The following is an 18537-nucleotide window of genomic DNA, read 5'->3' on the forward strand; positions in this document are numbered from 1 at the left end:
CACGAGCCGAGATTGTCTCAGTTCGCCAGCACCCTCGGCGAGGGGAAGGTGATCTCGACCAGCGTGCCCTCGTTCGGGGCGGAATTGATCGAGAAAGTTGCGCGGTTGGCATCGACCATCGCCTTGGTCAGTGGCAGGCCGAGGCCGGTGCCGTCGCCGCGCTTGCGGGAATTCGTGGACACCTGCCTGAACGGCTTCATGGCCTGCTCCAGCTCCGAGCGTGTCATGCCGACGCCGGTATCCCGGATGCGCATCACGACGCTGCCATTGCCCTCATACGCCGTCGACACGACGATCTGCCCGCCCGATGGCGTGAAGCGGATGGCATTGGAGAGAATGTTGAGCGCGATCTGCTTGATCGAGCGCAGATCGGCCACGACATTCGGCACAGACTGAGAAAGTGCGGTGCGGATAATGACACGCTGGCTGTTGGCCTGCGGCTGCACCAGCGACACTGCCTCGGTGATCGCTTCGTTCAGGCCGACCGACGCAAAATCGAGATCCATCTCGCCGGCTTCGATCTTCGAGATATCGAGAAGGTCGTTCACGATGTCGAGCACATGGCGGCCGGAGCGGCCGATATCGGTCGCATATTCGATATAGCGCGAATGGCCGATCGGCCCGAAGCGCTCTCCGGCCATCATGTCGGAAAAGCCGATGATGGCGTTGAGCGGCGTGCGGATTTCGTGGCTGACGCGGGCAAGGAAATCCGTCTTGTGCGCATTGGCGGTTTCGGCGGCGCGCTTGGCGTTGCGCAGCTCCTCTTCGGTCCGCTTCCATTGCGTGATGTCGCGGATGACGGCGCAGTAACCGTTCGAGGAATTCAGCCGGCCCATGGTCATGAACAGCGGCACGAAGCCGCCGGACGCCTCGCGGCCGATCACTTCACGGCCGTCGTTCAGCACGCTCGCGACACCATGGCCCGAAAGGCCGCCGAGATAGTCGAGCACTGCCTTCTGGCTTTCATGCGCAAACAGCATGACGAAGGGCTTGCCGCGGGTCTCCTGGTCGTCGTAGTTGAAGAGGGCGCTTGCCGAGCGGTTCATCGAGCGGATCTCGCCGTCCTGGCCGATGATGATCACGCCGTCCGTCGCCGTTTCCAGCGTCGAGCGCAGTTCCTCGATTTCGACCTGCAGCTTGGCGACCTTTTCGAGGATGCGCTCGGGGCGGGCTTCTTCAGGAATTGGCGGCGGTACCGGTTCGCTTCTTCCCACCGGCATCAACGCCAGCATCAAGGCCGTACCATCTTCCCAGCGGATCGACTGCAGGCGGGCCGTCACCGGCACGAGCGCATCGTCGGCGCGTACGACCATCATAGTGCCGGGCTGCTCGGTCTTGCCTTCGAGATCGTTGCGTTGCAGCAACGCATCCAGCCCGCCGACCTGCTCGAGTTCGTCGAGGCTGTCATAGCCGGTCAGCCGCAGGAATTCCGGATTGCCGTGGATCAGGCGGTCGCCGGCGTGGATGAGAATCGCGAGCGGCAGTTGGTCGACGATATCGGGCGACAGGCCGGTGCGCATTTTCACACGCGGCGGAATGGCGTTGTTCAGAACCTCGAGGGGATCGAAGTCTTCCTCCGGCTCGGCCGATGTCGGCGACGCTTCGGCTGCGGCCCCGTCAGCCGTTTTCGAGCCGTTGTCATCCGTAGCCTCGACGAATTTCACGACTGGCGTCGCGACATTCTCTTCCGCAATTGTCGCTGCTGGCGACTGGTCATCGGCATGGCCGTGTCCGTCCGTAGTTTCAGATGCCTCGGAGAGGATTTCGTCGGCCGCATTCGGTTGTGGAGGAGTATCCGTACCCGCCTCATGCTGCCCGTCGTGAGGCTGCTCCGCCGGCGGTTCCGTGCGCTTGCCGAAGGGCTCGAGCTGTCGTGCGATTTCGCGGAACGCTGCCTGTTCGCTCAGCGAAAGGCCAGTCTGCGTCAATGTCCGACGCTCATGCAGACGAACGACCTTGTCCGACTCACGACGGTTCGGCGTCTCGGAAATCCGCAGTGCCGGCGGTTCGTACTGCGAGATCGAGGCGGATTCTGCGCTATCCTGAGCGGGATTTTCAATCTCTTCCGCTGGGGATGGTACAGCTTCGGTAGCGGGTGATTGCTCGTTGGATGCAGCTTTCACTTCGGGGGGCAATTCGGCGATGGGCGCGGTGTCTTCAACTGCCTGTGTGCCGAGGGTCATGCCGCGCTTCATCGGATCTTCGATGGCATCCGCCAGGCGGACGACGCCGAAGCCCCGGAAGCCATCGAATTCGCGGCTGCGGGTATAGGTCGGCAAAGCGGCGAGATCGACCGGCACGGTCAGGCTCGTACCCTCCACCGGCCAGTAGATCGTGCGGCCGGACCATGTGTCGCGCCGCGCCAATAGTTCCGCGATCTTGCCGTCCGGATCGAGATTGAAGCGGCGGGCGACATCGGCAAAGGCCGTGCCGGCAATCTGGGCGGCATGCGGCCCCACCGCATCGGCAAATTCGCGGGAAACCTCGCTGAAATGACCGGCGGCATCGATCTTCCAGACGAAACGGGTGGCGCGCCCGTTGTGCTTGAAGCTGAAACCTTCCGTAGGGGTGTTTTCAATATCGGTGCGGGTTTCCGGATTGGTGTGAGTTTCCGGCGGAGGCGGTTCCGCTGCCGTCTTTGTCTCTGCGGCGGTCTTATCTTCGCTATCCGGCACGGTTTCCGGTTGATGCTCATTGGCGTGAACTTCGGTCTCGGCAACTGCGCCGGGCGTGCCATCCGCATCGGCGGTCGCGTCCGTTCCGGTCTCACCGGAGCTTCCGGTGGCTGGTGGCGCCTCCGCTTGTTCGTCCTCGCGATATTCCGGCGTTTCGTCCAGCTCTTCGATGCCAGCTACCGCATCGATGATATCGCCGAAGGGTGCGGCCGGAGCAGCTTTCGGCTCCTCGTCCGCCGCCGCTGCTTCCAGCTCCTTACGGACTTCCTCCGCCTGCGGCTCGATGGCGGCAAGGCTGGTCTCCTCGGCAAGGCCGCCCGTCGGGTCGAGATGGCCAAGCACTGTTTCGACAACGAAGAGCAGGTGTAGGGCCGGAATTTCGGAGAGCTTGCCGATGGCGGCGGGCAGGTAGCCACGTCCGGTCGGGATCGGTCGCTTGATCAGCCGGTCCGGCTGGGCTCCGGCCATGGTCGTCAGCATCCGTGCGGTCTGCGGCGTTACGCCGAGTGTCCTGAAGCCGGCAGAGGCGGTAACGATTTCGCCGTCGCGGCCGATGACGGCAATATGGGTATCAGGATCGTCGAACCCGTCGATCATGCGCTTGGCGCATTCGGCCGAGGAAAGCGGCTTCGAAGAAACTGGAGAGGAAAACAGCACCGCCTCTTCGCCGGCCTGAATGCGGATCAGCTCGACGGCGGCATTGACGACAGCCCGCTGGAAGCCGGAGGCCATGCGGATCAGGAATGTGCGCTGATCGCCGATAGCACCAAGGCCGCGCGCCGTCGCCTCGATCTGGCGGAACGAGACGTCGCCTGGCTTCGGTCCCTGTTCGACGAAATCGTAAATGACATCATAGCCGAAAAGGTTGGCGCCGGCGCCATTGGCCCAGAGCACGCGATCCATGCCGGTCGAGAACATGACCATGGCTTCACCGCGCGCGAAACGCTCCCGAACGCGCGGATGCACGGCAATGTCAATGAACGGATATTGAATTGCGGGCATTTTCCAACCTGTTTTGCGGGCGTGATCGCCTCTCGTGATTTAACAATTTATTAATAACGGCGCTGCGCTTTTCGGTCCAGCGAGCGGCCCATTTTTCGGCCGGAAAGGTTAATGTATTGTGCGGCGCACAAATATGTTGCACTGCACAATAATTTATATTATATACCCCTCACACAAGTTCACGACGGGCGCCTCAGGGAGGGCCCTTTTAGGAGCGTAATCATGGCTACTGTAAAGAAAGACGACGTTTTTTCAACGGCTGCATTCGATCCGTCCAAGTTCTCCGAATCCTTCCGCGACTTCGCGGAAAAGGGTGCTGCCCAGTCCAAGGAAGCCTTTGCCAAGCTGAAGGCTGCCACCGAAGAAGCAGGCAAGACTGTTGAAGCAACCGTGCAGACCGCACAGGCCGGCTCGGTCGAAATCGGCCTCAAGGCCATCGACGTTCTGCGCACCAATGCCGAAAGCTCGCTGGCTCACATGGAAGCCCTGCTTCGCGTCAAGTCCGTTGCAGAACTCTTCGAACTTCAGACCGCCTTCATCCGCAAGCAGGCCGAAGTCACCGTCGAGCAGGCCAAGTCCATTCAGGACACCACCAAGAAGGTTGCCGAAAAGCTGGCAAAGCCCGCCAAGGACGCCGCTGAAAAGGCAATGGCCTCCTTCAAGGCCTGATCATTTCCAATAAGCCTCCCAAGGCATGAATGTCCCGTTCCCAGGTGAAAACCCTGGGGCGGGACTTTTCATTTGCAGCTCAAGCCGGCTTGACCGATATCCGGCCCAGCATCATCATTTGGATATCTGCAAAGCTTTTTTATATTGCGGGGAGATAGGACTTGAAATAATTTCAAAGTCCTCGTATGTGACCCCCGTTGACGCGGCAACGCGATCATGTGCGGTTGTAGCTCAGTTGGTTAGAGCGCAGGTTTGTGGCACCTGAGGTCAGTGGTTCGACCCCACTCAACCGTACCATTCTCTCCCGATCCATCCTTTACAAGATACCGACGCCTTTGGCCTCGTGGGATTATTTCTTGTCTTCAGGCTTCTTGGACACGTGACCTGGCGATATCGGATCGCTTGCCGGAAACGTCTCTTCCAGCGCTTCCTCCAGATAATCGTCCTGTTCCTTGTGCTTTTTCTCGTCCAGTTTCTGCTGCTTCTTGTCGCTCATCGTCCTTGCTCCCTGTTCTCTGTCCGAAATACTAGGCTTCGTCCGGCCTTTGTCCAGCAGCAAGGGACGAACGGGAAGGAGTGGCTGTCCGCGCCCACGCCACAATGCGGGCCGCATGCCGAAATATCTTGGAACCGTCCGCATCGCTGGTCGTTGTGTCCATATCGGCAACGAGACAAAAGGAGCGGACATGTCTGTACCGAACGAGCCGATCCCCGAGACGCCTCCGATGCCCGAACCCGGCTGGACGCCGAAGCCGCCTGTCGAGGAACCGGATCCGGACAGGCTGCCGGATGAGGTTCCCGTTCCCAATCCGGATGAGAATGAGGAGCCGCCGAAGCATGCGGAGGCTCAGCCGCCGCATGCGCCGTCATGGTGGTGCAGCTTGATGCCGTGACCTCTGCATGCGAGCAGGAAGCGCGTCCATCGGCATCATTTTACAGGAAGATCCGCCGCTCCTCGCTGACAAGCTCCTGCAGGAAGTCCGCGACGGTGCGCACGCGCACCAGGTCGCGGGCACTTTCATGATAGGTCGTCCAATAGGCACGCTTAATGGACAAATCGGGCAGGATGCGCGTCAGCTCCGGAAACTGCCTGGCGATGTAGTCATGCAGGATGCCGATGCCGGCGCCGGAGCGCACCGCTTCCGTTTGGCCGATGGCGGTGGAAATCTCGAAGGAGGCGTCCCAACTGCGCATGATCTCGCCGGAAAAATTGAGCGAAGCCGTAAAGATCAGGTCTTCGACATAGCCCACGCGCGGATGCAGCTTGAGTGCTTCCACGCTGTCGGGCAATCCAGCCTGTTCCAGATAGGCTTTGGAAGCATAGAGCCCAAGCGTGTAATCCGTCAGTTTCGATGAGACCAGGCGACCTTGCTCGGGACGTTCGAGCGTGATGGCGATATCGGCCTCGCGCTGTGACAGCGAGAAGGAGCGGGGAACAGGCACAAGCTGGATACGCAGCTCCGGATAACGGGCGATCAGCCGCCCGAGCCGCGGCGCGAGGAAAGAAACGCCGAAGCCATCAGGCGCGCCGATGCGCACCGTCCCGGTGATCGCGCTGTCGAGGTGGCCGACGCTCGCCTGCGCGCGCAGCATCTCCGTTTCCATGCGCTCCGCCGCATGCAGGAAGATCTCGCCCTCAGCGGTCAGGTCGCAGCCATTGGTGCGGCGTACGAGCAACCGTGTCTTCAAGCGCTCTTCCAGCGTCGTCACGCGACGAGAGAGGGTGGCGTGGTTGACGCCGAGCCGTTTCGAAGCGGCCAGGATTTGGCCGGTGCGCGCCACGGCCAGAAACATCCGGACATCATCCCAATCCATTTACACTTCTCTCTTGCACAAGAAGGACTTCAATTTTTGCACAACGGTTGCTTATAGCAGCTCATTGATTTGTGCAAATTGAAGTGCCATCCTGTCAGCATCCAAGAAAACGAGGAGGCACATCCATGCGTGAGATCGGTCATTTCATCGGCGGCAAGCACGTCGCCGGCACGAGCGGACGCGCGAGCAACGTCTACAATCCGGCAACCGGCGAAGTGCAGGCGACCGTCGCGCTCGCCAGCGTCGAGGAACTGCGCGCAGCCGTCGAAAATGCCAAGGCCGCTCAGCCGAAATGGGCTGCCACCAACCCGCAGCGCCGCGCCCGCGTCTTCTTCAAATTCGTCGAGCTTCTGAATCAGAACATGGATGAGCTGGCGACGCTTCTTTCCAAGGAGCACGGCAAGACGGTCGAGGATTCCAAGGGCGATATCATCCGGGGCCTCGAAGTCTGCGAATTCGTTTGCGGCATTCCGCATCTGCAGAAGGGTGAGTTCACTGAAGGCGCCGGCCCGGCGATCGACATGTATTCCATCCGTCAGGCTGTCGGCGTCGGTGCCGGCATCACGCCGTTCAACTTCCCGGCCATGATCCCGATGTGGATGTTCGCCCCGGCAATCGCCTGCGGCAACGCCTTCATCCTGAAGCCGTCCGAGCGCGATCCGTCCGTGCCGCTCCGCTTGGCCGAGCTGATGATCGAAGCCGGCCTGCCTGCCGGCATCCTCAACGTCGTCAACGGCGACAAGGCGGCCGTCGACGCCATCCTGACCGATCCGGATATCGCTGCCGTTTCCTTCGTGGGCTCCACGCCGATCGCCCGCTACGTCTACGGCACGGCCGCGATGAACGGTAAGCGCGCCCAGTGCTTCGGCGGCGCCAAGAACCATATGATCATCATGCCCGACGCGGATATGGACCAGGCCGTCAACGCACTGATGGGCGCCGGCTACGGCTCCGCCGGCGAGCGCTGCATGGCGGTCTCTGTCGCAGTTCCGGTCGGCGAAGAGACCGCCAACCGTCTCGTCGAGAAGCTGGTGCCGAAGATCGAATCCCTGCGCATCGGCCCCTATACCGATGACAAGGCCGACATGGGCCCGCTCGTCACCAAGGATGCCTATAACCGCGTCAATGGCCTGATTGACCGCGGCGTCGAGGAAGGTGCCAAGCTGGTCGTCGACGGTCGCGGCTTCAAGCTGCAGGGCTATGAGGACGGCTATTTCGTCGGCGGCACGCTGTTCGATCACGTCAAGCCGGACATGGATATCTACAAGACCGAGATCTTCGGACCGGTTCTCTCGGTCGTCCGCGCCAAGAACTACGAAGAAGCGCTCGATCTGCCGATGAAGCACGAATACGGCAACGGCGTCGCCATCTACACCCGTGACGGCGATGCGGCCCGCGACTTCGCCTCGCGCATCAACATCGGCATGATCGGCGTCAACGTTCCGATCCCGGTTCCGCTTGCCTACCACTCCTTCGGTGGCTGGAAGGCATCGAGCTTCGGCGATCTCAACCAGCATGGCACGGATTCGATCAAGTTCTGGACGCGCACCAAGACGATCACCGCCCGCTGGCCGTCCGGTATCAAGGACGGTGCGGAATTCGTGATGCCGACCATGAAGTAAGCATCGCAATCACCGGCTCTTATCAGCCGTCGTCCGGTATTTTCGGGCGGCGGCTTTTTTATTGCGTTTGTTTTCGATCGAGTCATCTTGTCATGGCCGCTGTTTTCATCTAGAACAAAACAAGAACAACGGGAGGGCCGAGCGATGGCCGTGACCTATCAGATCGACTACCTCGAATTTCCGTCGAAAGATGGCCTGAAGACCCGCCGCTTCTTCGAGGAAGCCTTCGACTGGAGCTTTGTCAGCTATGGGCCGACCTACCATGTCATCGAGGCGGCCGGAATAGATGCCGGCATTGACGGAGATGCGGGGGAGGCGGCCGGCACGCCTTTGCCCGTCGTGCGTACCACCGATCTGGAGGCCGCGCAGCGCGCCGTCGAATTTGCCGGCGGCGTCATCACCCGTCCTGCCTTCGATTTTCCGGGCGGTCGTCGGTTTCATTTCCGCGAGCCGGGCGGCTGCGAAATGGCGGTCTGGATTTCCGTGCCATGAGCTTCGGGGCATCGCCGATTGGAGATCGGCAGGGGCTTGATGGCAGGCTTTCTAAATAAGCTGAATATGAATTTCATATTTTGGAATTGTTCAAAACTAAGAAAGCCACTATATACGGGTCCAGCCCCTAAGCAGCCTCGATTCCAGGAGATCGGTATGCGCTTGACCAAGCAGACCAATTACGCCGTGCGCATGCTGATGTATTGCGCCGCCAATGATGGCCATCTGAGCCGCATCCCGGAGATCGCCAAGGCATACAGCGTGTCCGAGCTGTTCCTCTTCAAGATCCTGCAGCCGCTGACCAAGGCAGGTCTCGTTGAAACTGTGCGTGGCCGCAATGGCGGTGTGCGGCTTGCGAAGCCGGCGACCGATATCAGCCTGTTCGACGTCGTCCGCGTCACCGAGGACAGTTTCGCCATGGCGGAGTGCTTCGAGGATGGCGTGGTGGAATGCCCGCTGGTCGATAGCTGTGGCCTCAACTCGGCGTTGCGCAAGGCGCTAAACGCTTTCTTCGACGTTCTGACCGAATATTCCATCGACGACCTCGTCAAGGCCCGTCCGCAGATCAACTTCCTGCTCGGCCTCACCGACAAGGATCACAAGGCGATTGCGAAGAAGCCGGTGGTCGCGGCTCCGGCCGCCTGATCGGTTATCCGAAGTTCGGTCATGTTTTGGTCCGCAGTTACCGCCGGTAGCTGCGGATTTTCGTTTGTATTGCCTCCTATCCGGGCAATAAGCCGTTGGCGGATGGAAGAGGAAAACGGCAAATCATTCTGAATCAACCAAAAGGACGTAATTTTTTGCCAGAAAATTACCAATTCAAAGGTTTTTTCGCCCAAAAATTTCCAAACTATAGAAATTGGAAAAATTTTAGGCGGCGCTTGTTGCTTTCAAACTTAAAATAAAGTTCCATCGGCGCGATCCGGATGGGAACCTCTGGTGGTGTCCACGGCTTCAAAAGAATAACAAATCTGGGAAACGATATCATGAAAAAGATTTCTGTCCTGCTGGCAGTGACAGCCTTGGCTTCGGTCATGGCGACGTCCGCCTGGTCGAAAACGCTTGTCTATTGCTCGGAAGGTTCGCCGGAAGGTTTCGATCCCGGCATCTATACCGCCGGCACCACATTTGATGCTTCCTCGCGCACGGTTTATAGCCGTCTTGTCGAATTCAAGCACGGCAGCACCGAGATCGAACCCGGCCTCGCCGAAAGCTGGACCGTTTCTCCCGACGGCAAGGAATACACCTTCAAGCTTCGCAAGGGCGTGAAGTTCCAGACGACCGATTTCTTCACGCCGACGCGTGACCTCAATGCCGACGACGTCATCTTCTCGATCGGCCGTCAGCTCGGTACGGACAATCCGTGGGCCAAGTATGTTGCCGGCGGTTCCTATGAATATGCCGACGGCATGGGCTTCCCCAAGCTCATCAAGTCGATCGACAAGGTTGACGACCTCACCGTCAAGTTCGTTCTGAACCGTCCGGAAGCTCCGTTCCTCGCCGACCTCGCCATGGACTTCGCCTCGATCCTGTCGAAGGAATATGCAGACAAGCTGCAGGCCGACAAGAAGATGGAGCAGATGAATCAGCAGCCTCTCGGCACCGGCGCGTTCACCTTCGTCGCCTACCAGCCGGATGCCGTCATCCGCTACAAGGCGAACGAAACCTACTTCAAGGGCAAGGAGAAGATCGACGATCTCGTCTTCGCGATTACGCCGGATGCATCCGTCCGCGCGCAGAAGCTGAAGTCCGGCGAATGCAACCTCATGCCTTACCCGAACGCCGCCGACATCAAGGATCTGAAGGCTGACAAGAACCTCAAGGTTCTCGAACAGGCCGGTCTGAACGTTTCCTACCTCGCCTACAACACGCTCGTTGCGCCGTTCGACAAGGTCGAAGTGCGCAAGGCTATCAACATGGCCGTCAACAAGCAGGCCATCGTTGATGCCGTCTTCCAGGGTTCCGGCAAGGTTGCGACCAACCCGATCCCGCCGACCATGTGGTCCTACAACAAGGATATCAAGGACGACGCCTACAATCCGGACGAAGCCAAGAAGCTGCTTGAAAAGGCTGGCGTCAAGGATCTCAGCATGAAGATCTGGGCAATGCCGGTTTCGCGTCCGTATATGCTGAACGCACGCCGTGCCGCCGAACTCATGCAGGCAGACCTGGCCAAGATCGGCGTGAAGGTCGAGATCGTCACCTATGACTGGGCTCAGTACCTGAAGCTCTCTTCAGCCAAGGACCGCGACGGTGCGGCCATCCTCGGCTGGACCGGTGACAACGGCGACCCGGACAACTTCCTTGACACGCTTCTCGGCTGCGATGCCGTCGGCGGCAACAACCGCGCGCAGTGGTGCAACAAGGAATTCGACGATCTCGTGAAGAAGGCCAAGCAGACAGCCGACGTCAAGGAGCGCACCAAGCTCTACGAACAGGCTCAGGTCGTCTTCAAGCGCGAAGCTCCCTGGATGACCATCGACCATTCGGAAGAGTTCATCCCGATGACGAAGAATGTCTCCGGTTACTTCCAGGATCCGGTCGGCGTTCATCGCTTCGACGGCGTCGATATCGCCGAATAACGAAAAATCTGTGAGAATGCCCGGCTAAGACCGGGCGACCCGGCGGTCAGACACCCTGTCTGACCGCCGGAAAAATTTGGACATCTGCCATGTTGCGATTTCTTCTCAGCCGGCTAGCGGTGCTGATCCCGACATTTCTCGGCGTATCGATCGTCGCCTTCTCCTTCATCCGCCTGCTTCCCGGCGATCCTGTCATGCTGCTGTCGGGCGAACGCGTCATGTCGCCGGAACGTCATGCGCAAATCTCCCACGATCTCGGCTACGACCAGCCGATGATCGTCCAGTACGGCAAATACATCTGGAGCGCCCTGCACGGCGATCTCGGCACGTCGATCACGACAAAGCGCGACGTGCTCACCGACTTCCTGACCTTCTTCCCGGCAACGCTCGAATTGTCGATCTGCGCCATGATCCTTGCGATCTGTCTTGGCATTCCGGCCGGCGTTTTCGCCGCCGTCAAGCGGGGGACATGGTTCGATCAAAGCGTCATGGGCGTGGCTCTTGTCGGCTATTCAATGCCGATCTTCTGGTGGGGCCTGCTGCTGATCATCGTCTTCAACGGCTATCTGCACTGGACGCCGGTTTCCGGCCGCATCGGCCTCATCTATTTCTTCAAGCCGATCACCGGCTTCATGCTGATCGACAGCCTCCTCTCCGGTCAGAAGGGCGCCTTCTGGTCCGCCTTGAATTCGCTGATCCTGCCGACCATCGTGCTCGGCACCATTCCGCTCGCCGTCATTGCGCGCCAGACGCGCTCAGCCATGCTGGAAGTGCTGGGCGAGGATTATGTGCGCACGGCGCGCTCCAAGGGGCTCTCACCGCTGCGCGTCGTTTCCGTGCATGCGTTGCGAAATGCGATGATCCCCGTCGTCACCACGATCGGCCTGCAGGTCGGCGTGCTGCTTGGCGGCGCCATCCTGACGGAAAGCATCTTCTCCTGGCCAGGCATCGGCAAATGGATGATCGATGCCGTCTTCAAGCGTGATTATCCGGTGGTCCAGGGTGGCCTGTTGCTGATCGCTGGCATCGTCATGCTCGTCAATCTTGCTGTCGATCTGCTCTACGGCTTCGTCAACCCACGTATTCGTCACTAGGAGCGGCCCCATGAGCACGGTTAGCGTCAAAACGGTTAGTGTCAAATCCGACCGTCCTTCCGCTCTTGCGGAGTTCTGGTATTATTTCTCTCGCAATAAAGGCGCCGTCATCGGCCTTGCGATCTTCCTCTTCGTCCTGTTTCTGGCGATCTTTGCCGGGGTCGTGGCGCCTCACAATCCCGATGCCGCTTACGGCAGCGATATGCAGCGACTGCCGCCGGCCTGGGCGGAAGGCGGCACCACCAGCTTCCTGCTCGGCACCGATGCCAACGGCCGCGATCTTCTGTCGCGCCTAATCTACGGCACGCGGTTCTCGCTGTTCATCGGCTTGGTGGTTGCCTCGCTTTCGGCGCTGGCCGGCATCCTGATCGGCCTCGTGGCCGGTTATGTTCGCGGCCGCACCGATACGATCATCATGCGTATCATGGACATCATCCTCGCGGTTCCCTCTCTGCTGCTCGCCCTGGTGCTGGTGGCAATCCTCGGCCCGGGCCTGACCAATGCGATGATTGCAATCTCCATCGTCAACCAGCCGCATTTCGTTCGTCTCACGCGAGCATCCGTCATGGCCGAGCGCGACAAGGAATATGTCATCGCCTCACGTGTTGCCGGCGCCGGTCCGCTGCGGCTGATGTTCAAGACGATCCTGCCGAATTGCCTCGGTCCGCTGATCGTACAGGCGACGCTCGCCTTCTCGGCCGCCATTCTCGATGCTGCAGCCCTCGGCTTCCTCGGCCAAGGCGCTCAGCCGCCGACGCCGGAATGGGGCACGATGCTCGCGGATTCGCGTGAATTCTTCCAGAGCAACCCTTGGCTCGTTACTTTCCCCGGTCTCTGCATCCTGATCACGGTGCTCGCCATCAATCTGATGGGCGACGGCCTGCGCGATGCCTTCGACCCGAAGCTGAAGAGGTCGTAATGGCACTCCTCGATATTGAAAACCTATCCGTTGAATTCCAGACCTCGTCCGGCCTGTTCCGGGCGGTCGATGGCGTTTCGCTCACCTGCGACAAGGGAGAAATTCTCTCGATCGTCGGCGAATCCGGTTCCGGCAAATCCGTTTCCATGCTCGCCATGATGGGGCTTCTGCCCTGGACGGCGAAGATCACCGCCGACCGCATGATGTTCGATGGCAAGGACTTGCGCGGCATCTCCTCGCGTCAGCGCCGCAAGATCATCGGCAAAGACATGGCGATGATCTTCCAGGAGCCGATGTCGAGCCTCAATCCGTGCTTCACGGTCGGCTTCCAGCTCGGCGAGACCCTGCGCATCCATATGGGGCTTGACCGCAAGGCGCGCCGCGAGCGCTCGATCGAACTGCTGAATCTGGTCGGCATTCCCGCGCCCGAGGATCGGCTGTCGAACTTTCCGCATCAGATGTCCGGCGGCATGAGCCAGCGCGTCATGATCGCCATGGCGCTCGCCTGCAATCCGAAACTGCTGATCGCCGATGAGCCGACCACCGCGCTCGACGTGACGATCCAGGCGCAGATCCTCGACCTGCTCGTGCGCCTGCAGCGGGAGCAGGGCATGGCGCTCGTGCTCATCACCCACGATATGGGTGTCGTTGCCGAAACCGCCGAGCGCGTGCAGGTGCAATACGCCGGTCAAAAGGTCGAGGAGCAGCCGGTCAAGGCCCTGTTCCGCGATCCGCATCATCCCTATACGGCAGCCCTTCTCTCGGCTCTGCCGGAGCGTGCCGAAGTCGGCGAGCGCCTGCCATCGATTGCTGGCGTCGTTCCCGGTCAGCACGATCGTCCCAGAGGCTGTCTCTTTGCGCCGCGCTGCTCCTTTGCCACGCCGGAGTGCGACAAGGGCGTCAAGCGGCAGGGGTCTGAACTGGGTCTGGCCCTTTGCAACTATCCGCTGGAACATGGCAAGCCGCTCGGGCACCCCGGCGTTGCCGTCACGCAAAAAGCAGGAGGTGCCGCATGACCGGCGCTGTTCTCGAAGGGCGCGATCTCGCCCGTTTCTACACTGTCAAGCGCGGCACCTTCAAACCGGAAGCTACCGTCAAGGCGCTGAACGGCGTCAGCTTCAGCCTGCAGTCGGGCCGCACGCTCGCTGTCGTCGGTGAATCCGGCTGTGGTAAATCGACGCTCGCCCGTCTGGTGACGATGATCGAAAATCCGACGGCTGGCGAATTGCTGATCGACGGCAAGCCCGCGAAGCTTGGCGACCGCAGCCTGCGCAGCGCCGTGCAGATCGTGTTCCAGAACCCCTATGGTTCGCTCAATCCGCGTCAGAAGGTCGGCTCTATCCTGGAAGAGCCGCTGAAGATCAACACCGATGATGATGCCGCCACACGACGCCGCAAGGCGGAGGAGATGATGGCGCGCGTCGGTCTGCGCCCGGAGCATTATGATCGCTATCCGCATATGTTCTCCGGCGGCCAGCGCCAGCGTATCGCCATTGCGCGTGCCCTGATGCTGAAGCCGAAGGTGCTGGTGCTCGACGAACCGGTCTCAGCGCTGGATCTGTCGATCCAGGCGCAGGTTCTGAACCTTTTGATGGATCTGCAGAAGGAGATGGGGCTTGCCTATCTCTTTATCTCGCACGGCCTCTCCGTCGTCCGCCACATCGCCGACGACGTGATGGTGATGTATCTCGGCCGACCGGTCGAAACCGGCACGGCGGAAGAAGTCTTCACCCGGCCGCGCCATCCCTATACGGCCGCGCTTCTGTCGGCGACGCCGATCGCAGATCCGGATCGAGAAAAGAACCGTATCCGCCTTCAGGGCGAATTGCCGTCGCCGCTCAATCCGCCGAAGGGTTGCCACTTCAATCCGCGCTGCTGGCGTGCCCAGGACAAGTGCCGCCAGGTCGAGCCGCAGCTTGCGGGTGAAGGAACGCATAAATTTTCCTGTTTCTTTCCGCTGGATTGATCCAAGTTGTGAGTCGGGCACGGCTGGCGAGAAGACCGGTCGTGCCCGGTTCAAGTCAATCATTCCGGACAGGCCTTATGCGCGATAATCAAGACATTCCCCTTGCCATCATCGTCATGGGTGTGAGCGGCAGCGGCAAATCCTCAATCGGTGAGGGTGTCGCGGCCAAGCTTGGCATCCATTTCATCGAAGGCGATGCTCTGCATCCGGCCGCCAATGTCGAGAAGATGAGCAAGGGCATTCCGCTGACGGATGAGGATCGCTGGCCCTGGCTGGAAAAGATCGGCCAGGAAATATCGGCAAGCCTTGCGAAAGACGAGGGAGTTGTCGTTACCTGCTCGGCGCTGAAGCGCGTCTATCGCGAACGCCTGCGGGCGTCTGCCGGCGGCCACCTCTATTTCATCTATCTCGAAGGCTCGAAAGAGCTGCTGACGAAGCGCATGGGCGAGCGCAAAGGGCATTTCATGCCGACGTCATTGCTCGAAAGCCAGCTGCAGACGCTGGAAGTGCCGACCGGCGAAGCCGGTGTCGTGACTGTCGATATCGAGGATACGATCGAAGGCATTGTCGAAGCCTCCGTCAAAAGCCTCCGGACAATTCTTAAGCCAAAAGCTCAGGGTGCAAATCGGCCCGGCGCATAGGCGGAAATATCGATGAAGGGTGTCTCGCCGGTGATGAGCTCGGCAAGCACGCGGCCGGTCACCGGGCCGAGCGTCAATCCATGATGCGCGTGGCCGAAGGCGAACCATAGGCCGTTGTGGCGCGGCGCCTTGCCGATGATCGGCATCATGTCGGGCGTACAGGGGCGAGCGCCCATCCAGGGTTCCGGATCGAGCCGTTCGCCGAGCGGAAAGGTGGTGCGGGCGACGGCCTCGGCACGATCGAGCTGCACCGGGGTCTTCGGTGCATCGCGCAGGGCGAATTCGGCGCCGGTCGTCAGACGAATGCCGCGGCTCATCGGCGCCAGCAGATAGCCGCGCTCGGCATCCAGCATCCAGTTGTTGAGGATGGCATTGCCCTCGGCGGCGTAATGCATATGGTAGCCGCGCTTGACGCCGAGCGGGAAAGCGTAGCCGAAGCGTTTCGTGACGATATCGGCCCAGGGGCCGAGTGCGACGACAACATCCTCCGCCTCGATCGATCCCTCCGCCGTCACCATTCTCCACGCCGAACCTGCCATGCCGAGCGAGACGGCATCCCCGGTCGTCACATGGCCGCCAATGCTTTCGAAATATCGCCGATAGGCGGCCGTCAATCCGTGCGGGTCCAGCACCGACCAGGGATCACGCCAGCGAAGTGCTCCGGCAAAGCTGCCTCTCAGATGCGGCTCGGCACTTGCGATCTCTGCGCTGCTCAGCGCATCATAGCCGATGCCGAATTCACGGTTGAGGCGCTCGGCTTCGGCAAATTCCGCATCGCGCTTTTCGTTCGAGCGGAACAGTTCCACCCAGCCGTTCTTGCGAATGAGCTCCTCGGCATGCGAGGCTTCGATGAGGTCATTGTGCTCGCTGACGGAATGTTCGATCAGCGGCGCATAGGCGCGCGAAATCATCTCATGGCGCTTGGTGTTGGAGTTCCACCAATAGCGGGCAAGAAAGGCGATCTGCGCCGGCAACGCGCGCAGATGGTAATGCGCGTCGATGCGGTTATTGAAGGCATAGCGCAGTAACAGACCGAACTGCTGCGGAAAACCATAGGGCACCACGCCCTCGCGCTGGATAAGGCCGGCATTGCCAAAGGACGTTCCCTGACCCGGTGGCTGGCGATCGACGAGGACAACTTGCCGTCCCCGCCGCTGCAGATGGATTGCCGTAGAAACCCCGACGATACCAGCACCGAGAACGATTGCGTCCTTTGTCATCTCACCCTGCTATCCGCATGCTCATTGCATTGCCGCCCGGTCGTTCGTTCCGCATTGCCTGACCGCGCTCTAAGCATCGAAAATGCCTGCCAAATTTCAGTGGCGCAATTGAAAAATGCGGATCAGCTTGCAGCCTGTCGCAGGCAGGCGTTTTCGGCGCGGATGCGGATAGCAAGAATGATGCCGTTGAGCAGCGAAAAGATCGCGGCATAAAGCGGCATGCCGAAAGCGAGCGGCAAGACGGCGATCTCGCCGACGACAACGGCATAGTTCGGATGGCTGAGGAAGCGATAGGGTCCTTTGGTCACCAGCGGCGCGCGGGGCAGGATGATGATGCGTGTCGTCCAACGATCCTTGAGTGTCACCAGCACCCAGAGACGCAGTCCCTGCAGCACCATGAAGAGCACAAACCAGACGGGATCGACCGACCGGCCGATGGCGAGCAACCACAACCCCATCAGCCATGCCGTATGCATCGCCACCATGATGGGATAATGTTTTGGTGCATATTCCTGTGCGCCGCGAGCCAGCAGGGCGGCGGTGTTACGCCTGGAGTAGATAAGCTCCGCCAACCGCTGTAGCGTTACGAAGGTCAGAAGCGTGATTGACGGCCACAGCATCAAGCTAGCCTCCTGAGAGTGATGCAGCTTGCCGAAAATCCCGGCCCCATGGCGAGCAGGGCGGAACGCTCCGGCAATCCGGCCGCAATCACCCGCTCCAGCACGAACAGCACCGTGGGAGAGGACATGTTGCCGTAGTCGCGGATCACCTCGCGTTCGATATCGAGCGAGCCTTCTTCCAGGCCGAGTGCGCTTTCGAGCGCCGCCAATACCTTGGCGCCGCCGGGATGACAGATGAAGCGGTCGATATCCGAGAGTAGTAGCCGCGATCGCTCCAGAATCCCGGCAACCGCGCGCCTCAGATGCGTTTCAGCGAAGACCGGCAGTGATTGTTCGAGGATGATGCCAAAACCGGTATCGTCGATCTTCCAGCCCATGATGCCGAGGCTGTCGGGGAAAAGATGTTCGCCGGTCGATTCGATTTTAGCAATGCCGCCTTCGCCGGCTCGCAGCACACAGGCCGCTCCGCCATCGCCGAACAGCGCGGTGGCTATAATGTTGGGCCGTGTCAGTTCGTCCAGGCGGAAGGCGAGCGAGCAGAGCTCGATCGCGACGAAGAGCACGACGGCGCCCGGCCGGCTTCTTGCCATCTTCGTCGCAACGGCGAGGCCGGATACGCCAGCAGCACAGCCGAGCCCGAAGATCGGCACGCGCTCGATATCGCTACGGAAGCCCATTTCGCCGGCAAGCCGTGCCTCGAGGCTCGGCGTCGCAAGCCCTGTGGACGAAGCCGTGACGATGCAGTCGACCTCTCTGGCCTCCAGATCGGCCCGCTGCAGCGCTGCTGTTGCGGAACGGCGGAAAAGTTCGGAGGCCACCTCCGCATAGGCGGCCATGCGGTCCTGCCAGCCATGCGGCTCTTCGAACCAGGAAAGCGGCCGCGCCACATGGCGCTTGCGAATGCCGGTGCTCTCGAACACGCGGGCGAGATATTTGAAATCCTGAAAGCGATCCGAGAACAGACGGCCCGCCGTCTCGGCGGCTTCCGTTTGAGGGATGATGTTGTCCGGTGTTGCTACAGCGAGGCTTAGAAGTTTGATGCTATCAGTCACGGGTTTCTCCTGTGCCCTTGAGGGGCATGTGGTGGAAACACGCGCTGGCCACGGTCTATTCGATGCCGGAACAGTCACGAAAGAGTGACGGCGCTCGGCCCCAGGGATAATCAGAAAAAAATTCGCGCGCCCTCTGAATAAAATGTCCGGACGGTGTGTTCTCTCCTC

17 protein-coding genes and 1 tRNA gene are annotated in these 18537 nt (G+C 60.4%); 12 read left to right on the forward strand and 6 right to left on the reverse strand.

Translation table 11 applies throughout. From position 1 onward, the window contains the following. Positions 1–17: 17 nt before the first annotated feature. Positions 18–3677, reverse strand: coding sequence for an ATP-binding protein (locus tag I8E17_RS01635; RefSeq protein ID WP_069612334.1), 3660 nt, complete (start codon positions 3675–3677; stop codon positions 18–20). 222 nt (positions 3678–3899) lie between these two features. On the opposite strand from I8E17_RS01635, the gene I8E17_RS01640 reads away from it, so the two are divergent. Both I8E17_RS01640 and I8E17_RS01645 read left to right on the forward strand, forming a co-directional pair. After that, the gene (locus I8E17_RS01640) at positions 3900–4346 is read left to right on the forward strand and encodes a phasin (RefSeq protein WP_069612335.1); all 447 of its coding nucleotides are present in this window, start codon (positions 3900–3902) and stop codon (positions 4344–4346) included. Positions 4347–4566: 220 nt separating this feature from the next. Further along, positions 4567–4643: transfer RNA gene (locus I8E17_RS01645), tRNA-His, on the forward strand. Between the two features lie 52 nt (positions 4644–4695). On the opposite strand, the gene I8E17_RS01650 is transcribed toward I8E17_RS01645, so the two are convergent. Then, on the reverse strand, positions 4696–4842 hold the full coding sequence (locus I8E17_RS01650) for a hypothetical protein (protein ID WP_167078186.1): 147 nt from the start codon (positions 4840–4842) through the stop codon (positions 4696–4698). A 190-nt stretch (positions 4843–5032) separates the two neighbouring features. Here I8E17_RS01650 and I8E17_RS01655 point away from each other — a divergent pair, with 190 nt between their 5' ends. Next, positions 5033–5239: a hypothetical protein gene (locus I8E17_RS01655; RefSeq protein ID WP_069612450.1), complete on the forward strand. Its 207-nt coding sequence runs from the start codon at positions 5033–5035 to the stop codon at positions 5237–5239. 40 nt (positions 5240–5279) lie between these two features. On the opposite strand, the gene I8E17_RS01660 is transcribed toward I8E17_RS01655, so the two are convergent. Continuing rightward, complete coding sequence (locus I8E17_RS01660) at positions 5280–6161, reverse strand: LysR family transcriptional regulator (RefSeq protein ID WP_069612336.1); 882 nt, start codon at positions 6159–6161, stop codon at positions 5280–5282. A gap of 125 nt (positions 6162–6286) precedes the next feature. Here I8E17_RS01660 and I8E17_RS01665 point away from each other — a divergent pair, with 125 nt between their 5' ends. The 9 genes from I8E17_RS01665 (at position 6287) to I8E17_RS01705 (ending at position 15477) form a co-directional block, all read left to right on the forward strand. Continuing rightward, positions 6287–7783, forward strand: coding sequence for a CoA-acylating methylmalonate-semialdehyde dehydrogenase (locus I8E17_RS01665; protein ID WP_112722637.1), 1497 nt, complete (start codon positions 6287–6289; stop codon positions 7781–7783). Positions 7784–7927: 144 nt separating this feature from the next. Next, positions 7928–8275: a VOC family protein gene (locus I8E17_RS01670; RefSeq protein ID WP_015338872.1), complete on the forward strand. Its 348-nt coding sequence runs from the start codon at positions 7928–7930 to the stop codon at positions 8273–8275. Between the two features lie 156 nt (positions 8276–8431). Continuing rightward, entirely contained in the window at positions 8432–8920 is a 489-nt protein-coding gene (gene rirA, locus I8E17_RS01675; RefSeq protein ID WP_069612338.1) for an iron-responsive transcriptional regulator RirA, read from the forward strand. A 341-nt stretch (positions 8921–9261) separates the two neighbouring features. Further along, positions 9262–10857, forward strand: a complete 1596-nt coding sequence (locus I8E17_RS01680; RefSeq protein WP_069612339.1) for an ABC transporter substrate-binding protein — start codon at positions 9262–9264, stop codon at positions 10855–10857. Between the two features lie 89 nt (positions 10858–10946). Beyond that, the gene (locus tag I8E17_RS01685) at positions 10947–11951 is read left to right on the forward strand and encodes an ABC transporter permease subunit (RefSeq protein ID WP_069612340.1); all 1005 of its coding nucleotides are present in this window, start codon (positions 10947–10949) and stop codon (positions 11949–11951) included. A 10-nt stretch (positions 11952–11961) separates the two neighbouring features. Continuing rightward, positions 11962–12870, forward strand: a complete 909-nt coding sequence (locus tag I8E17_RS01690) for an ABC transporter permease subunit (RefSeq protein ID WP_069612341.1) — start codon at positions 11962–11964, stop codon at positions 12868–12870. Then, entirely contained in the window at positions 12870–13886 is a 1017-nt protein-coding gene (locus I8E17_RS01695) for an ABC transporter ATP-binding protein (protein ID WP_069612342.1), read from the forward strand. The genes I8E17_RS01690 and I8E17_RS01695 overlap by 1 nt, the downstream gene beginning before the upstream one ends. Continuing rightward, positions 13883–14836, forward strand: coding sequence for a peptide ABC transporter ATP-binding protein (locus I8E17_RS01700; protein WP_069612343.1), 954 nt, complete (start codon positions 13883–13885; stop codon positions 14834–14836). Before I8E17_RS01695 ends, I8E17_RS01700 begins: the two co-directional genes overlap by 4 nt. A gap of 77 nt (positions 14837–14913) precedes the next feature. Continuing rightward, positions 14914–15477, forward strand: a complete 564-nt coding sequence (locus I8E17_RS01705; RefSeq protein ID WP_069612344.1) for a gluconokinase — start codon at positions 14914–14916, stop codon at positions 15475–15477. Here I8E17_RS01705 and I8E17_RS01710 read toward each other — a convergent pair. The 3 genes from I8E17_RS01710 to I8E17_RS01720 form a co-directional block, all read right to left on the reverse strand. Continuing rightward, entirely contained in the window at positions 15450–16697 is a 1248-nt protein-coding gene (locus tag I8E17_RS01710) for an FAD-binding oxidoreductase (protein ID WP_069612345.1), read from the reverse strand. The two genes, I8E17_RS01705 and I8E17_RS01710, sit on opposite strands and share 28 nt — an antisense overlap. A gap of 122 nt (positions 16698–16819) precedes the next feature. After that, on the reverse strand, positions 16820–17317 hold the full coding sequence (locus I8E17_RS01715) for an isoprenylcysteine carboxylmethyltransferase family protein (protein WP_069612346.1): 498 nt from the start codon (positions 17315–17317) through the stop codon (positions 16820–16822). Continuing rightward, positions 17317–18369, reverse strand: a complete 1053-nt coding sequence (locus I8E17_RS01720) for a type III polyketide synthase (protein ID WP_069612347.1) — start codon at positions 18367–18369, stop codon at positions 17317–17319. Before I8E17_RS01720 ends, I8E17_RS01715 begins: the two co-directional genes overlap by 1 nt. Between the last annotated feature and the right edge of the window lie 168 nt (positions 18370–18537).

The organism is Rhizobium sp. AB2/73, from assembly GCF_020871915.1.
Classification (GTDB): domain Bacteria; phylum Pseudomonadota; class Alphaproteobacteria; order Rhizobiales; family Rhizobiaceae; genus Rhizobium; species Rhizobium dioscoreae.

Coding starts and splice junctions, on each gene's coding strand:
- I8E17_RS01635 (WP_069612334.1), bottom strand. CDS start 3,677: ATGCCCGCAATTCAATATCCGTTCATTGACATTGCCGTGCATCCGCGC.
- I8E17_RS01640 (WP_069612335.1), top strand. CDS start 3,900: ATGGCTACTGTAAAGAAAGACGACGTTTTTTCAACGGCTGCATTCGAT.
- I8E17_RS01650 (WP_167078186.1), bottom strand. CDS start 4,842: ATGAGCGACAAGAAGCAGCAGAAACTGGACGAGAAAAAGCACAAGGAA.
- I8E17_RS01655 (WP_069612450.1), top strand. CDS start 5,033: ATGTCTGTACCGAACGAGCCGATCCCCGAGACGCCTCCGATGCCCGAA.
- I8E17_RS01660 (WP_069612336.1), bottom strand. CDS start 6,161: ATGGATTGGGATGATGTCCGGATGTTTCTGGCCGTGGCGCGCACCGGC.
- I8E17_RS01665 (WP_112722637.1), top strand. CDS start 6,287: ATGCGTGAGATCGGTCATTTCATCGGCGGCAAGCACGTCGCCGGCACG.
- I8E17_RS01670 (WP_015338872.1), top strand. CDS start 7,928: ATGGCCGTGACCTATCAGATCGACTACCTCGAATTTCCGTCGAAAGAT.
- rirA (WP_069612338.1), top strand. CDS start 8,432: ATGCGCTTGACCAAGCAGACCAATTACGCCGTGCGCATGCTGATGTAT.
- I8E17_RS01680 (WP_069612339.1), top strand. CDS start 9,262: ATGAAAAAGATTTCTGTCCTGCTGGCAGTGACAGCCTTGGCTTCGGTC.
- I8E17_RS01685 (WP_069612340.1), top strand. CDS start 10,947: ATGTTGCGATTTCTTCTCAGCCGGCTAGCGGTGCTGATCCCGACATTT.
- I8E17_RS01690 (WP_069612341.1), top strand. CDS start 11,962: ATGAGCACGGTTAGCGTCAAAACGGTTAGTGTCAAATCCGACCGTCCT.
- I8E17_RS01695 (WP_069612342.1), top strand. CDS start 12,870: ATGGCACTCCTCGATATTGAAAACCTATCCGTTGAATTCCAGACCTCG.
- I8E17_RS01700 (WP_069612343.1), top strand. CDS start 13,883: ATGACCGGCGCTGTTCTCGAAGGGCGCGATCTCGCCCGTTTCTACACT.
- I8E17_RS01705 (WP_069612344.1), top strand. CDS start 14,914: ATGCGCGATAATCAAGACATTCCCCTTGCCATCATCGTCATGGGTGTG.
- I8E17_RS01710 (WP_069612345.1), bottom strand. CDS start 16,697: ATGACAAAGGACGCAATCGTTCTCGGTGCTGGTATCGTCGGGGTTTCT.
- I8E17_RS01715 (WP_069612346.1), bottom strand. CDS start 17,317: ATGCTGTGGCCGTCAATCACGCTTCTGACCTTCGTAACGCTACAGCGG.